The 13,587-nt window shown below is 62.0% G+C and carries 13 protein-coding genes and 1 pseudogene; 10 read left to right on the forward strand and 4 right to left on the reverse strand.

What is annotated here, in order from left to right:
- Positions 1 to 9: 9 nt before the first annotated feature.
- Positions 10 to 672: pseudogene (locus tag ABLE86_RS03350) on the reverse strand (HAD family hydrolase); the annotation flags it as partial.
- Positions 673 to 836: 164 nt separating this feature from the next.
- On the opposite strand from ABLE86_RS03350, the gene ABLE86_RS03355 reads away from it, so the two are divergent.
- The 5 genes from ABLE86_RS03355 (at position 837) to ABLE86_RS03375 (ending at position 7,371) form a co-directional block, all read left to right on the forward strand.
- Positions 837 to 1,868: a glycosyltransferase family 4 protein gene (locus ABLE86_RS03355; protein WP_348777484.1), complete on the forward strand. Its 1,032-nt coding sequence runs from the start codon at positions 837 to 839 to the stop codon at positions 1,866 to 1,868.
- A gap of 53 nt (positions 1,869 to 1,921) precedes the next feature.
- Positions 1,922 to 4,090, forward strand: a complete 2,169-nt coding sequence (locus ABLE86_RS03360; RefSeq protein WP_348777485.1) for an amylo-alpha-1,6-glucosidase — start codon at positions 1,922 to 1,924, stop codon at positions 4,088 to 4,090.
- A 97-nt stretch (positions 4,091 to 4,187) separates the two neighbouring features.
- Positions 4,188 to 6,011: a trehalose-6-phosphate synthase gene (locus ABLE86_RS03365; protein ID WP_348777486.1), complete on the forward strand. Its 1,824-nt coding sequence runs from the start codon at positions 4,188 to 4,190 to the stop codon at positions 6,009 to 6,011.
- Between the two features lie 97 nt (positions 6,012 to 6,108).
- The gene (locus ABLE86_RS03370) at positions 6,109 to 6,672 is read left to right on the forward strand and encodes a hypothetical protein (protein WP_348777487.1); all 564 of its coding nucleotides are present in this window, start codon (positions 6,109 to 6,111) and stop codon (positions 6,670 to 6,672) included.
- Between the two features lie 201 nt (positions 6,673 to 6,873).
- Positions 6,874 to 7,371: a ferritin-like domain-containing protein gene (locus ABLE86_RS03375; RefSeq protein WP_348777488.1), complete on the forward strand. Its 498-nt coding sequence runs from the start codon at positions 6,874 to 6,876 to the stop codon at positions 7,369 to 7,371.
- Between the two features lie 135 nt (positions 7,372 to 7,506).
- Here ABLE86_RS03375 and ABLE86_RS03380 read toward each other — a convergent pair whose 3' ends face one another.
- Entirely contained in the window at positions 7,507 to 7,716 is a 210-nt protein-coding gene (locus ABLE86_RS03380) for a hypothetical protein (RefSeq protein ID WP_348777489.1), read from the reverse strand.
- A gap of 239 nt (positions 7,717 to 7,955) precedes the next feature.
- Between ABLE86_RS03380 and ABLE86_RS03385 the strand changes: the two genes are divergently transcribed.
- Together ABLE86_RS03385 and ABLE86_RS03390 are read left to right on the forward strand one after the other, a co-directional pair.
- Entirely contained in the window at positions 7,956 to 8,375 is a 420-nt protein-coding gene (locus ABLE86_RS03385) for an HD domain-containing protein (RefSeq protein WP_348777490.1), read from the forward strand.
- Positions 8,376 to 8,439: 64 nt separating this feature from the next.
- Positions 8,440 to 8,700, forward strand: a complete 261-nt coding sequence (locus tag ABLE86_RS03390) for a hypothetical protein (RefSeq protein WP_348777491.1) — start codon at positions 8,440 to 8,442, stop codon at positions 8,698 to 8,700.
- Between the two features lie 86 nt (positions 8,701 to 8,786).
- Here the strand turns inward: ABLE86_RS03390 and ABLE86_RS03395 are convergent, their stop codons facing one another.
- Entirely contained in the window at positions 8,787 to 9,674 is an 888-nt protein-coding gene (locus tag ABLE86_RS03395) for a hypothetical protein (protein WP_348777492.1), read from the reverse strand.
- 256 nt (positions 9,675 to 9,930) lie between these two features.
- Between ABLE86_RS03395 and ABLE86_RS03400 the strand changes: the two genes are divergently transcribed.
- Positions 9,931 to 10,356 (forward strand): cupin domain-containing protein, encoded by a 426-nt coding sequence (locus tag ABLE86_RS03400; protein ID WP_348777493.1) that lies wholly within the window; start codon positions 9,931 to 9,933, stop codon positions 10,354 to 10,356.
- Between the two features lie 67 nt (positions 10,357 to 10,423).
- Here ABLE86_RS03400 and ABLE86_RS03405 read toward each other — a convergent pair whose 3' ends face one another.
- The gene (locus ABLE86_RS03405) at positions 10,424 to 11,266 is read right to left on the reverse strand and encodes an N-acetylmuramoyl-L-alanine amidase (RefSeq protein WP_348777494.1); all 843 of its coding nucleotides are present in this window, start codon (positions 11,264 to 11,266) and stop codon (positions 10,424 to 10,426) included.
- 148 nt (positions 11,267 to 11,414) lie between these two features.
- Between ABLE86_RS03405 and ABLE86_RS03410 the strand changes: the two genes are divergently transcribed.
- On the forward strand, positions 11,415 to 12,050 hold the full coding sequence (locus ABLE86_RS03410) for a hypothetical protein (protein WP_348777495.1): 636 nt from the start codon (positions 11,415 to 11,417) through the stop codon (positions 12,048 to 12,050).
- A gap of 99 nt (positions 12,051 to 12,149) precedes the next feature.
- The gene (locus ABLE86_RS03415) at positions 12,150 to 13,577 is read left to right on the forward strand and encodes a carbohydrate porin (protein ID WP_348777496.1); all 1,428 of its coding nucleotides are present in this window, start codon (positions 12,150 to 12,152) and stop codon (positions 13,575 to 13,577) included.
- Positions 13,578 to 13,587 lie beyond the last annotated feature (10 nt).

Genomic DNA, 13,587 nt, shown 5'->3' on the forward strand with positions numbered 1-13,587 from the left:
GAATTCAGTGTCCGAGCAAAGGATCTTGCCGATCATCTCGGCCACGCCGGCACCCCGGGCGGCCGTTGTCGTGTGGCTGGCCGTTTCGATGACTGCCGGAAGCGCGTTGGCAACCGCCACACTGTAGCCGACCAAGCGAAGGAACATGTGGTCGTTTTCCGCGTCGCCGATGCCCACAACGTCCTGCGGCAAAAGCTCGAGCTCCTCGAGCGCCGCGGCCAGTCCGGTCGCCTTGTTGATGCCGGTGGGCAGCACCATGACGGCGCCCTTGTTGAATATGATCTCGAGTTCCAGTCCCAGTTGTTTGATCTCTTCCAGCACTATCGTTTCATTGGGAACCAACGTCGCCACTATTGTTCGCCCGACGTACAGCGGCGCCACGCCTCTCTGGCGCAGGCGTTCGACAAAGATCGGCGGTGGCGGAGGGGAAAGCAGGCGTGCGTTTTCGGTTTCGGGCGCATAAAGCAGCGCGCCGTTTTCCGCGACGATCCTGTCGAAAATCGCGTGCGCCGGAAAGGTAAGCTTCAGGTCCGGTAGTTCACGCCCGGTCACCAGGATCAGCTTCCGCCCGGAATTCTTGAACCTCGTCAGCGCGTCGAACGCCTCCGCCGACACTGAGCCTTCATCGGCAAGGGTTTCATCGTAGTCCGTGGCAAGAGCTAAGGCTTTCATTGTGCGTCGTTCCGTTGCTGGTGTTTCGTCTAACCGGCGAAGCTCGGCTTTCGTTCCCCTCATCGACGATGACACTCGCGCCGAGCCACGAACTTGGAACCATTCGAGGCAGTAATCGATTTCAGCCCCATGACATGGAGCATGTGGGCGACGAGAGACGAGTGATGAGGATTGCACAGGTCGCGCCACTTGCGGAGAGCGTTCCGCCCCGGCTTTATGGCGGAACAGAGCGGATAGTTTCCTATCTAGCTGACGGCCTGGTCGATCTCGGCCATGAGGTCACGCTGTTTGCAAGCGGCGATTCCGTCACCCGCGCCAGCTTGGTCGCCACCCGCGACTGCGCCCTGCGGCTTGACCCGCATCCCCACACATCGTCTATCGCGGCTCATTTCACGATGCTCGACGAGGTGCGGAAGCGGGCGTCGGAATTCGACATCATCCACTTTCATCTGAGCCATTTCCTGCACTTCCCGTTCTTCGAGAACATGGCGCACAAGACGGTGACGACCCCTCACGGCCGCCTCGACTATCGCGACCTTCCCGACGCCTACAGGCGGTGGAACGAATTCCCGATGATTTCGATCTCGGACAGTCAGAGAAAGCCTCTTGCCGAAGCCAGATGGCTGGCCACCATTCACCACGGCCTGCCCTACAGCGGCCAGCCGGTCTGGAACGGGTCCGGGGGGTATCTGGCGTTTCTCGGGCGCATTGCCCGCGACAAGCGGCCGGACAGGGCAATCGAGATCGCGCGCAGGACTGGCTATCGCCTCAGGATCGCCGCGAAAATCGGCAGGGATGACAGGGCGTATTTCCACGAGACGATCGAACCACTGATCGATGGCGAGAATGTCGAATTCGTGGGCGAGATCGGCGAGGCCGAGAAGGTGGAATTCCTCGGCAACGCCGCGGCTTTGCTCTTTCCCATCGACTGGCCGGAACCTTTCGGGCTCGTGGTCATCGAAGCCATGGCGGTGGGAACCCCGGTGGTGGCCTGGAACCAGGGTGCAATGGAGGAGATCATCGACGAGGGTGTGACCGGAGCTGTCGTTGACAGCACGGAAGCCGCGGTGGAAGCTGTCTATCGTGTCGCAAAGCTTGACCGCTCGCAAGTTCGCGCGGCGTTCGAACAACGCTTTGGCGCCGACCGAATGGTCAGGCAATATGTCGACGCTTACACTCGGCTGCTGGACTTTTAGGGTCCCTTCCCCCGGTCCGAAGGCAGGATGATCCGAGCTATGGGAAAGTCATCATGGCAGAACTCGACGAACGCCAGCTCGATCCGGCAGTCGCACTTGCTGCAATTGACAAGATGCCGCCGAGAAACCCACTCAAGCAGTTTGCCTTGAAACACGGCGACTGTTTCATTGTCACCAATGACCGGGGCGACATCCGTGGACGGGGCGATGGCCTGTTCCGCGACGACACGCGCGTCCTTTCGCTGCTTTGCCTAACCATCGGCGACAAGGAGCCGACCCTGCTTGGGGCGTCGCTCAGCCAGGACAACATTATCTTCAACGCCAATCTGACGAACATGCCGCTGGAGGTCGAGCCGGACTCCAGCATGCCGCAGGGCGTGATCCATATCGAGCGCTCGCGATTGATATGGCAGGATCGGCTGTTCGAACGGATCCGGCTGGCCAATTACGGCGACCGCACCGTGCAGGTTCCCATGGAGCTGGAGTTCGACGCGGACTTCCGCGACATGTTTGAAGTCCGCGGAAGCAGGCGCCTGAAGCGCGGGAAAATCAGCGCCAGCAAGACATCGCGAGAAACTGTCGCCCTCTGCTACGAAGGGCTGGACGGCCTGGTTCGGCAGTCGGTCATCTCGTTCTCCGAGCGTCCGCGCGAGCTGAGCACCTCGCGCGCGGAATTCCGCCTGTCTGTGCCGCGGCACGGTGCACACACGCTGTTCTTGGAAGTCGGTGCCGAGCAGATCGAGCTTCCCAGCCGCGAACGCTATCGTTCGGCGGCGGCGCGAGCGCGCTGGCAAATGCGCTCCAAGCGCCGGCACGGCGCGACCCTTTACAGTTCGGGCCGGGTCTTCAACGACTGGATGTCGCGGGCGCGCGCCGACATCGCCTTGCTCACCACCGAATTGCCCACGGGCCCATACCCATATGCGGGCATTCCCTGGTTCTCCACCGCCTTCGGGCGGGACGGCGTCATTTCCTCACTGCAGATGCTGTGGCTGAATCCCGGGCTCGCGAAAGGCGTGCTCGCCTTTCTGGCGCAGCACCAGGCGACGGAGACGCTGCCGTTCAGCGACTCCCAGCCCGGCAAGATCCTGCACGAAACCCGCAAGGGCGAGATGGCGGCGCTGCGCGAGCTTCCCTTCGGCCGGTATTACGGCGGCGTCGACACCACGCCGCTCTACATCTACCTGGCCAGCGCCTACGCCCGACGGACCGGCGACATGGAATTCATCGACAGCATCTGGCCGTCCCTGCGCGCGGCAGCCGGCTGGATCGACTCCGTCGGCGCCCTCCACGAGCACGGCTTCATCGCCTATCAGCGCGCCGCCGAATCCGGCCTTTTCAACCAGGGTTGGAAGGACAGCTTCGATGCGGTTTTTCATGCGGACGGCTCGATGCCGAAGGGGCCCATAGCGCTGATCGAGGTCCAGGGCTACGTCTTTGCGGCCTATCGCGGGCTGGCGGAACTTGCGACTCGCCGCGGCGAGCTTGCGCTCGCGGACCACTGGACGGAACGTGCCGAACGCATGCGCGAGTCCGTGGAACGCTATTTCTGGATGGCCGAGGATGGCTTCTACGCCATAGCGCTGGACGGCGATGGCAGGCAGTGTCAGGTGCGTGCCTCGAATGCCGGCCACCTGCTCTATGTGGAGCTTCCGGCTCCGGAACGTGCCCGCATACTGGTCGACCAATTGCTCACGGCACAATTCCACACCGGATGGGGGATCCGAACCCTTGCCGACGACGAAGTGCCGTTCAATCCGATGTCGTATCACAATGGCTCGATATGGCCGCATGACACCGCCATATGCGGGGCCGGAATGGCTCGCTATGGAATGCGCGACGGCGTGGTCAGGCTGATGAGCGGCACGTTCGAAGCCGCCGTGCATTTCAACATGCGCCTGCCCGAGCTGTTTTGCGGCTTCACGCGAGCCCCCGGCGAAGCCCCGGTGGCCTATCCCGTTGCCTGCCTGCCGCAGGCCTGGTCTTCCGGTTCTGCATTCATGCTCATGCAGGCCTGCCTTGGGCTGGAAATCGACGGGTTCGAGGGCGAGATCCACGTAAACCGCCCGAGATTGCCCATCGGCATCGACCGGCTGTCGGTCAGGCGCCTCAGCGTAGGAGACGTTCGGGTCGACCTTCACTTCCAGCGGGTCGGCGATCGCGTCGCGGCCTTCCTCGACTCTCGCGACGAAGGACTGGCGACCCTGGTGGTTCGCAGCTGAAAAATTCGGAGGCTGGCTGGAACCCCTGGGGCCGCGGAGAGTTCGCTACCAGAGCGGGCTGAGACCGTTCGAGACATTTGCAAACGCCACGAGCGGTATGACTATTGAAACAGCATTTCTAGCCGTCATGGGGCTGGCAGCCGCCGCTCTTTGCATTTCGCTTGCAGCGATCTGGACGTCCTTCGCCGCCATGCGCAATCTCCCCGCGCTGCGGGCCGGGCCGCCGAACAGGCCGCTCGACGAGGCACCGCACCAGTTGCTGCCCGAATTCGAGCAAAACAACCGAGGGGCAGACGCTCCTCTCGTGACCTGGTCGCCGGAAATGATGCGGCAGGTGATAGACCGCGAACTGCCCGGCGCGGAGATCATTCTCGTTTCCAACCGGGAACCCTACATCCACAACCTGAACGACGGGAAGGTCGAGCTCTGCATTCCGGCAAGCGGGCTCGTGTCGGCGTTGGAACCCGTCATGCGCGCCTGCTCAGGAACATGGATCGCTCATGGAGGAGGGTCCGCAGACCACCTCGTGGTCGATGAGCATGACCGGGTCCAGGTCCCTCCCGGCCGGCCGGCCTACACGCTCAGCCGCATCTGGCTCAGCGAGGAGGAACAGGAGGGCTACTATTTCGGCTTCGCCAATGAGGGGCTCTGGCCGCTCTGCCACATCGCCTTTACCAGGCCCATCTTCCGCGAATCCGACTGGGAGGCCTACAAGGCGGTCAACCAGAAATTCGCCGACCGGATCGTGAAGGAGGCAACCAGTTCGGCTCCCGTGGTGCTGGTTCAGGACTATCACTTTGCCCTTCTGCCGCGCATGATCCGGAATGCGCTGCCGGATGCGACCATCATCACCTTCTGGCATATCCCCTGGCCGAATTCCGAGGTCTTCGGCATCTGCCCCTGGCGCGAGCAGATCCTTGACGGGCTGCTGGGCAGTTCCATCGTGGGTTTCCACATCCAGTTCCACTGCAACAATTTCACCGACAGCGTCGACCGCTTTCTGGAAAGCAGGATCGATCGCGAGCATTCGGCAATTTGCTACGGCGGCCAGAGCACGCTGGTGCACCCCTACCCCATTTCCATAGAATGGCCGCCGACGACCCTGGAAGACCTGCCTTCCGTGGAGGAATGCAGGGAAAAGCTGATCAGCCGGTTCGGCCTCTCTCCGGAAACGAAGCTGCTCGTGGGTGTCGAGCGCATGGACTACACGAAGGGCATCATCGACCGCTTCCACGCCCTCGAACAATTGTTCCTGCGCCATCCGGAATGGGTCGGCAAGGTCGCGTTTCTTCAGATCGCGGCCCCCAGCCGCGGTGTCCTGACGGCCTACAAGCATCTTCACGAAGAGTGCCTCGCCTTCGTGGAAGCGTTCAACGAGCGTTTTGGCAACGGAACCTACCGCCCGATCCTGTTCCTGGACGAGCACAACAACCAGCCCGATGTGTACACCGCCTATCGTGCAGCCGACGCCTGCGTAGTGAGCAGCCTGCACGACGGCATGAATCTGGTGGCGAAGGAGTTCGTCGCTTCCCGCGACGACGAACAGGGCGTGCTGATCCTCAGCACCTTCGCAGGCGCCTCGCAGGAACTTCTCGACGCGCTGATAGTGAACCCCTTCGATCCCACCGCAATGGGCGAAGCAATGCTGCGTGCGATAACCATGCCGCAGGAGGAACAGCGCGAACGCATGACCCGGCTGCGCGACGTCGTCCGCACCAACAACGTCTATCGCTGGGCTGGCACCATGCTGCAGGACGCGGCGCGCCTGCGCAAGCGCCGTGCGCCCGAGGCCGAAAACGTCGCGCCCGAGTTGAAATCCTTCGCGCCGCCACTTCTAAAACGCCTGCTGTCGGGAAATCGGCGCCCAAGGGGACGGGAAGCCGCTCGTCGCACCGGCTCGAACCATCGGTCGTGGCTCTGAGCAGGACCGGGACTTCGCGGGTGCGGGAAGAGCGACAACTGCCTTTCGATTGACCGGAGCCGCGAAGAACCAGAAGCGGGCAATGAGGGAGATGGCGATGCAGACGGTGACGGGACTTTTCATTACCAACCGCGCGGCTCGCTCGGCTGTAAATAGTCTCGAAGAAGAAGGGATCGCGAGTTCCGATATTGCATATGTCGGGCGCGAGGAACCTGAGGCCGACGCGCAGAGCGACGTGGCCACGGGTGCCGGTGCCGGTGCCGGCGCTGTCGCCGGCGGTGCAGGCGGCCTGCTGGCCGGACTGGGAATAGTGGCCATACCCGGCGTTGGCCCTGTTGTCGCGGCAGGCTGGCTTGCCGCGACGCTCGCGGGCGCTGCCGCAGGTGCGGTGGTCGGCGGCGTAGCCGGGCGTCTGGTCGCAGCTCTCGTGGATGGAGGCATCGATAAGGATGACGCCGGCGTCTATGCCGAAGGAATTCGCCGCGGCGGAGCGATTGTGAGCGTCACTGGAGTCGAAGAAAAGCATGCCGAGGCGGTCAGGTTGATCCTGGTATCGAACGGCGCGGTCGACCTGCAGAACCAGCGAACGCTTTACGAAGGCGAGGGTTGGAGCCTGACCGACGAAGGCAACCGGGACCGGGGTTCGGAGCCGAAAAAATAGCGGCGGAAGCTCGCTTTCCGTGCACGGTCCGCCTTTCCTTCGGCCGGCCTGTTACGGGGCATCTTGCGGAAATTGTTTCACGAAATCGGGAACCTCAACAAGCCGCTGGCATTAGCCAACCGGGCAACAATGTCGGCCCGCGTTCGCCGGCCGAAGCAGAAAGGCGCCGTTCGGCGGCCAACGATAGAAGGAGAATAGGCGATGGCTGAGAAAAAGCTTGAAGATCTTTTCTACGACACGCTGAAGGACATCTACTACGCGGAACGCAAGATCCTGCGGGCGCTGCCGAAGATGGCCAAGGCCGCCAAGTCTGCCGAGTTGAAGCAGGCCTTCCAGAAGCATCTGGAAGAGACCGAGGGCCAGGTCGAGCGGCTTCAGCAGGTTTTCGAAATCCTCGGCAAGCGCGCTCAGGGCAAGACCTGCGAGGCGATCGAAGGCATCATCTCGGAAGGCGAAGAGATCGCGGACGAGTTCAAGAATACGCCGGCCCTCGATGCCGGGCTCATCTCTTCGGCCCAGGCGGTGGAGCACTACGAGATCACCCGATACGGAACGCTTAAGCGCTGGGCTGCCGAACTCGGAATGAAGGATGCCGAGCGGCTGCTTGACCAGACGCTCGCCGAGGAGGCCAAGACCGACGCGGCATTGACCAAGCTGGCCGAAGCCGGGGCCAACGAACGAGCCCGCGCAGCCGCTTAAAGCGGGCCGGAGCAAGCGTTCTGCCGAGGCATTCGGCACGATCGGAAGACAGATGACTCGGCCGTGCCAATCGCACGGCCGAGTTCCTGTTTGGAGCGCTTGATCTGGAGCCCCCGCCACCGCGATGGCGGCGCCTCAGCCGGACTGGCCGTGCCGCCAGCCGCGCCGCCTGGCGATATACTGGTCCAGCGCCTCGGCCAGGGCGTGTTCGTCGGTCACACCTTCCTGAAACACCCGCATCAGATACTTCGCCGCTTCGGAATCCAGCGGCGAGCCGCTCTGCGGCAATTGTTCTCCGCTCTTTGCGAGAACGCGTTTGATCTTCTCCAGATCGGCGCCGGTCAAGTATGGATTGCTTGTAGGCATCGCGGTTTTCCTCGGGCGTGCACTTCTCGTCCCCCAAGGAAGCTGACAAGCCTAGAATGGCTGCAACTCCGCGGCCCGTCTACCGCCAATTCGAGAACAAGCGTCGAGTGCCCCTCCCCCTCCTCGGCCGGAGTTTCCCCCGGGCGGCCTCTCGCCCCAGATTGGAACCTTGGACAATCGCGTCTGTTCTCTGCCTGATTGGAGGCATCTGAAGCGCCATGAGCCCTTTTGAGAACGCGTTATCGACAGCCCTCTCGGCCCACATAGGCAAGACCGGCAAGAACGGTGAGGAATACATCCGCCATGTTCTGCGCGTGGCGGCTTCCGTGAGCGAGGACGATCAAAAGATAGTCGCCCTGCTCCACGATGTGGTGGAGAAGTCGGAAATCACCCTGCACCAGTTGCGCCAGAAAGGTTTTTCGGCCCGCATAGTCGACGCGGTGGATGCGCTTACGCGCCGCGAAAACGAAGACTATCTCGATTTCGTGCGACGTGCGGCATCGAACCCATTGGCGCTGCCGGTCAAGATTGCCGATCTGCGGGACAATCTGAGGGCTTGCGAGCATTCCGCCGATGGCGGCGATAAGTACCGGGCGGCGCTGAAAATGCTGGGCGCTGCCGCTGCGCCTCAAAAATGAGGCCGCATGGGAACTCTAGCAGTTGCGTGAGGTTGGATACCGGTCATTCGATCAGGAGATCGCCATGCAAGACTTGCTCAAAGTATGCGTTTTGGCGGCAGGCGCCCTGCTGACCCTCCCGCTGACTGCCGTTGCGCAATATGAACACCAGGAATATCAAGGCGGAATACAGGAACGCCACGGCCGTCCCGAATATCGCGAGCGGGAGTACGACGAGGGATATCGCCGTCATCATCGCCACGGCTGCCACACGGAAGTGACCCGTGAATGGCGACACAACCATATGGTCACGAAGAAAGTGACTGTGTGCCACCGGCCGTATTGAAGTTGGTCAGTGAGACGGGCGCAGCGTCATTAAGACAAGCAGGAGCCGCGAAACGGCTCCTGCTTTCAAGATAGGTGGCAACCCGCCTAGCCTATCAGGGTCTCTCGCCTGTCGCGCTCATTTCCCCCCACGCACGCGGCAACGGCCGCAATGAAGGCCCCGATCAGGAGGGACATGGAGGCAACGAGCGACAGGGTTAGCCCGGCCTTGCGTGCGGTATCAGCGGCCTCTTTCGCCTTGGCTTTTGTATCGGCGATGCGTCGCAGAACGGCATTCACCCGGCCCTCTGCATCCGCCTGCGAGAGGCCCGTCCGGGACCCCACGAGCGTAACCAGATAGGCGCGGTCCTCGGCCGGTATCTCGCCGCTCGTCGCTCCCATCAACAAGATTTTCGTCGCCTCGGCAGTCGCCGCCGCCCGATCTTCCGGGGCTGTCGGCGACGGGTTTGCCGGCCGGAAGAGTGAGTCAACAAAATAGCCCGTCGCATTCTCCGCCGTGCCACCGCCACCGCCGGCAGCTTGGCTGCCTGCCCCGAGGGCCGCGCCGGAAGCGACGGTGGAAGCGGCCTGTACGCCACCGCTCACCGCCGAGGTCAGACCCGAGCCGACGATGAAAGTGATGACCACGGTTGCCAGGGCCCATGCGAGAAAGCCGTGCGCGGTATCGCGAAAGAACACTTCGTCGTCATGCACGCCCACCCATCTGGTGCGCAGCCGGCCGGTCAGATAGCCGCCCAGCGCGGAAGAAAGCCACTGGACGATGATCAGCCACACCGCCGCCGAAACCGCGAAGGTGGTGGCCGACACTCCGCGCATCGACCACGGCGAAATCACGCTCAGTCCGAGGCCAGCTCCCAACAGCATCAGGATCAGGGTTGCCGCAACAGCAGCTATGGCACCGACGATAATCGGGCCCCACGATACGGCCGATGATGATGATTCCACCACCGGACGCCCGGTCTGCACCGTTTCCATCACGATCTCCTATCTCATGAACAGCATGATAAGGATGATGATCGGGATAGGTACGCCAAGAAGCCAAAGAAGAATGCCACGACCCATAATAATCGCTCCTCTGTGCAGATGCTCAATAACACCAATAACTTGGAGCGGTGGTGAAAGTTCCACCCACGTCTGTACCGCTGCAAATAAGCGGCAAAGAATGAGCCGACGTGGATTGACGGCCTGCGACGTTTTCCGCACCCTGCTGCCTGGCAAATGGGAGGCTTTCATGCGAACCACACTGGCATCAGTGCTGCTGCTGGCATGCGCCACAAGCGCGGCTCAGGCGCTCGACAGTCATGGCGCGGCGGTGGTGGTATCTCCGGTCGCGTCAGCCACGCAAACCGCGTCCGGCCAGCCGATCACATTGCCGCAGAAGAACGTGCAGGTTCTGGTCTCGACCTATGAGATCGCGCCCGGCGCGAAACTGCCGGTGCACAAGCACCCATTCCCGCGCTACGCCTATGTCCAGGCCGGCACGCTGGAAGTGACCAATGTGGAGACCGGCAAGAGCACCACCTACGGGCCCGGCGACTTTGTCGTGGAAATGATCGGACAGTGGCATCGGGGCGCCAATGTCGGCACCGATGACGTCAAGCTGCTGGTAATCGATCAGGTCGAGGAAGGTACGCAGAACACGATATTGCAGCAGTAGTTTCCAGCTTTCCGCCGGGCGCCAGCCACTCATTGCTGGGCGCCCGGCCCCTCGCCCATTAGCCGGTTCAGGCCGCTTCCAGCCAGCGCGAGTGCACCCAGCCGATCTTGTCCTGGGGAGCGCCGGTGATTACCGGGTTCACCTCGAACCAGACGCCGTCAGCCCCGATCTGCCGGACAAGCGATCCGTCCTTCAGCATCTCGATTGCGTTGAACGAGACCCCCGGCCCGGCGCGGAGTGTCAGCCCGGTTCCGGACACTACCTTGAACAGGTTATCCGAATCCGAGGATCGCCCGTATAGCTGCGCCCGGAACCGCTCCAGGTTGAAAGCCGGACCCGGGTCCTGCTTGCGACCCGGCGAGACATCGTCGTGGCCGAGCAGGTTCTGCTCGGGAATGCCGTAATGCTTGACGATCGCCGACGCGGCCAGCAGCGCCGCCTCCATCTGGGCCTGTTCAAAGATTTCCCAGCCGTGCATTGTGCTGGGGTCAAAGTTCTTGTGGCGCGCCCGTATCACGCGTTCGTCCGGCACCCGGCCGCCGACCCGGTTTCGCCAGTTGCCCGGCTCCCCGTTCAGCAGTCCCCAGTTCACGATTTCGATGCCGATTGCATACTGGTTCATACCGACGAGGTTTCGCCAGCTTGAGCGACCGGCATGCCAGGCAACCGTATTGAACGGCACCATTTGCGTAATGGCTCCGATGTGATCGATGACCAGATGCGCGGATGCCTCGGACTCCCTGTTCCTGAACCATGAGATCGCACCGTCCGCCGTCCCGCCGGCGGTGTAGTGCATGATCAGATGTGACGGCCGGCCGGACCCGAACTGAGCCCCCTTGTTGTTCGTGAGTTCGAACGGCACCAGTCGTCCATTGTCTGCCACCAGACGATGATTTTCATTGACGCGCATTCCACCCTCCCTTTGCCTTCAGGAAACTCTGGCTCCCCAACAATGGCCTAGGTCGCAGATTGCGAGCAGGCCAGATGTCACGGCCCTTGCATTTTAACAAGTTGGAAGAGATATTTTCCAGCAATAAAACAGAAGTGGGGGCATATGCATGTCCAGGACATCTGTATTCGGGCTCGGTGCACTTGGCGGAATATTGCCGATCCTTGTAAGCCTGCTGACCGTTGATTTCGCACCACTGCTTGATGGCACCAGCCCCCTTACGCCGGGAAACTACATAGGTTATGGCGTAAGAGTATCCATCCTGATCTTGCTTGGAGGAATAATAGCTTCACTGAACAATGAAGTTAGAAGCCCGATTGCACTCGTGCAACTAGGCATAGCCGCCCCGGCCCTGATCACTTCATACATCAACGGCGGCGCAAACCAGAACAGTATCTCTGCACTTCTTGGCAACAGCATCGTCACGCAGGCCAGAGCGAATGACGCACAGGCAGACGGGCCCGTCCAGATTGCCGGCGGATTCATGAGCGACATTGCGGCCGGCTTCTCCGTCCGTCTGGATGTGCTCGATGCGGAACGGCGGCTCCAGGAAACGAAGGCAGACACGCTGTCGCCCGAAGGTGATCCGATCTCCGTCTACCCGCCCACGGAAATGGAGAGCGGCCTTGGCGTCTATTGCACCACACCCATCGGCCGCTTCGGCCCCGGCCCCGAAAATCCCATCGGCGCCCCATGCGAAGTGCCGACGCCTGCCGGGGTCCTTTCAGGCTCCGTTTCAGAATAGGAGGTATCGCCGGGCCATCTCATCGCCTGCAAATCCGGGCCTGCGGCGGTGCATCTTCCGAAACGTAACCTGCCTCTGGCGCAAAAGCTGAGGTACTGAATGGAGCGGACGCTGATGCGATTTAAGCCTGCATTACTCCCCCTACTGAAGCGCCTGCTTGGCGGGGCGCTGCTCATAAGCAGCTTGGCGCTCGCGGCGTTCCGGCCCCTGCCGGCACATGCCGATGCCGCCGACAGCAGCTCGCCTCAGAGCATCTGGGAATGGGGCACGTTAACCGGCGATTGGGGCGGACACCGGAAGGCCCTGAAGGACAAGGGCATCGAGTTCACGATCAACTATATCGGCGAGATCATGAACGTCATCTCGGGAGGAGTGAGACGCGGCTCCACCTACGAGGGGCAACTGAACGTCACTACGGATCTCGACCTTGAGCGGCTTCTCGGCTGGAAGGGGATGAAGGCCCAGGCCACAATCTTCCAGATACACGATGTGGATAACCGCAATGTTGAGAGCAATGTCGAGAGCCTGGCCGACCCCAGCAGCATCGATGCGCTGCCGACCACTCGTCTCTTTACCGCATGGATCGAGCGGGATTTCGAAAAATCGGCTTCCTTCCGCATTGGCCAGCTGGCGGCCGACAGCGAATTCATCATAGCTCCGACTGCCGCAGGATTGATCAACAGCACCTTCGGCTGGCCGGCTCTCAACATGGCGGATCTGCCGAGCGGAGGGCCCGCCTACCCCCTTGCGACGCCCGGCGCACGACTGCTGCTGGGGCAGGACAAGCCCTGGTCGTTCCTCACCGCGATCTTCAGCGGCAATCCGGCTGGCTCGCATTGCACGACCAATCCGCAGGCCTGCGATCGCTATGGCCTGACATTCAGTTTCAGCGGCGGGGCCTTGATCTTTGCGGAGGCGCGCTACACTGCCGAAAAAACGGGTCACGATGCAGGCCAAGCCGCGATCTACAAGCTGGGCGGTTGGTACCATACCGGAGATTTCGCCGACCAACGGTTTGGAACCGATCGCGCCGGCGATGAGATTTCGCTTGCCTTACCGGGCGTCTCTCCGCTCATGCATCGCGGCAACTGGGGGATCTATGCGGTTGCCGACCAGCCGCTGTGGAGCGTCGGCTCGCGCGACATCAGCGCCTTCCTGCGAGGCGAGGTCGTCCCTGCCGACCGCAACCTGGTTTCCTGGTATGTCGATGGCGGCATCGGGATCAAGGCACCGTTCGAGTCGCGTCCCAAGGACAGTCTGACGGTCGGCCTCGCCTATTCCAGGATCAGCAACGACGCGATTGCGCTCGACCGTGAGAAGGTCGCAACGCTCGGGGCGGGCCCGATCCGCTCCGGCGAACTGGCGGTGGAGGTCAGCTACATAGCGCAGATCAGCCCCTGGTGGTCGCTCCAGCCGGACTTCCAGTACATTGTCCGGCCCGGCGGTGGAGCTCCCGATCCTGCGAATCCTTCCTCTCGCATACCCAACGCAACCGTGATCGGCCTGCGGACCACGATCAAGTTCTGAGGCCGCGCAA

The organism is Mesorhizobium sp. KR2-14 (assembly GCF_040049255.1).
In the GTDB taxonomy this organism is placed as follows: domain Bacteria; phylum Pseudomonadota; class Alphaproteobacteria; order Rhizobiales; family Rhizobiaceae; genus Pseudaminobacter.

Excerpts from the sequence above, each read along its gene's own strand:
- ABLE86_RS03415 (WP_348777496.1), top strand. The coding sequence starts at position 12,150 with ATGGAGCGGACGCTGATGCGATTTAAGCCTGCATTACTCCCCCTACTG.
- ABLE86_RS03360 (WP_348777485.1), top strand. The coding sequence starts at position 1,922 with ATGGCAGAACTCGACGAACGCCAGCTCGATCCGGCAGTCGCACTTGCT.
- ABLE86_RS03405 (WP_348777494.1), bottom strand. The coding sequence starts at position 11,266 with ATGCGCGTCAATGAAAATCATCGTCTGGTGGCAGACAATGGACGACTG.
- ABLE86_RS03365 (WP_348777486.1), top strand. The coding sequence starts at position 4,188 with ATGACTATTGAAACAGCATTTCTAGCCGTCATGGGGCTGGCAGCCGCC.
- ABLE86_RS03400 (WP_348777493.1), top strand. The coding sequence starts at position 9,931 with ATGCGAACCACACTGGCATCAGTGCTGCTGCTGGCATGCGCCACAAGC.
- ABLE86_RS03385 (WP_348777490.1), top strand. The coding sequence starts at position 7,956 with ATGAGCCCTTTTGAGAACGCGTTATCGACAGCCCTCTCGGCCCACATA.
- ABLE86_RS03390 (WP_348777491.1), top strand. The coding sequence starts at position 8,440 with ATGCAAGACTTGCTCAAAGTATGCGTTTTGGCGGCAGGCGCCCTGCTG.
- ABLE86_RS03395 (WP_348777492.1), bottom strand. The coding sequence starts at position 9,674 with ATGGAAACGGTGCAGACCGGGCGTCCGGTGGTGGAATCATCATCATCG.
- ABLE86_RS03355 (WP_348777484.1), top strand. The coding sequence starts at position 837 with ATGAGGATTGCACAGGTCGCGCCACTTGCGGAGAGCGTTCCGCCCCGG.
- ABLE86_RS03410 (WP_348777495.1), top strand. The coding sequence starts at position 11,415 with ATGTCCAGGACATCTGTATTCGGGCTCGGTGCACTTGGCGGAATATTG.
- ABLE86_RS03370 (WP_348777487.1), top strand. The coding sequence starts at position 6,109 with ATGCAGACGGTGACGGGACTTTTCATTACCAACCGCGCGGCTCGCTCG.
- ABLE86_RS03375 (WP_348777488.1), top strand. The coding sequence starts at position 6,874 with ATGGCTGAGAAAAAGCTTGAAGATCTTTTCTACGACACGCTGAAGGAC.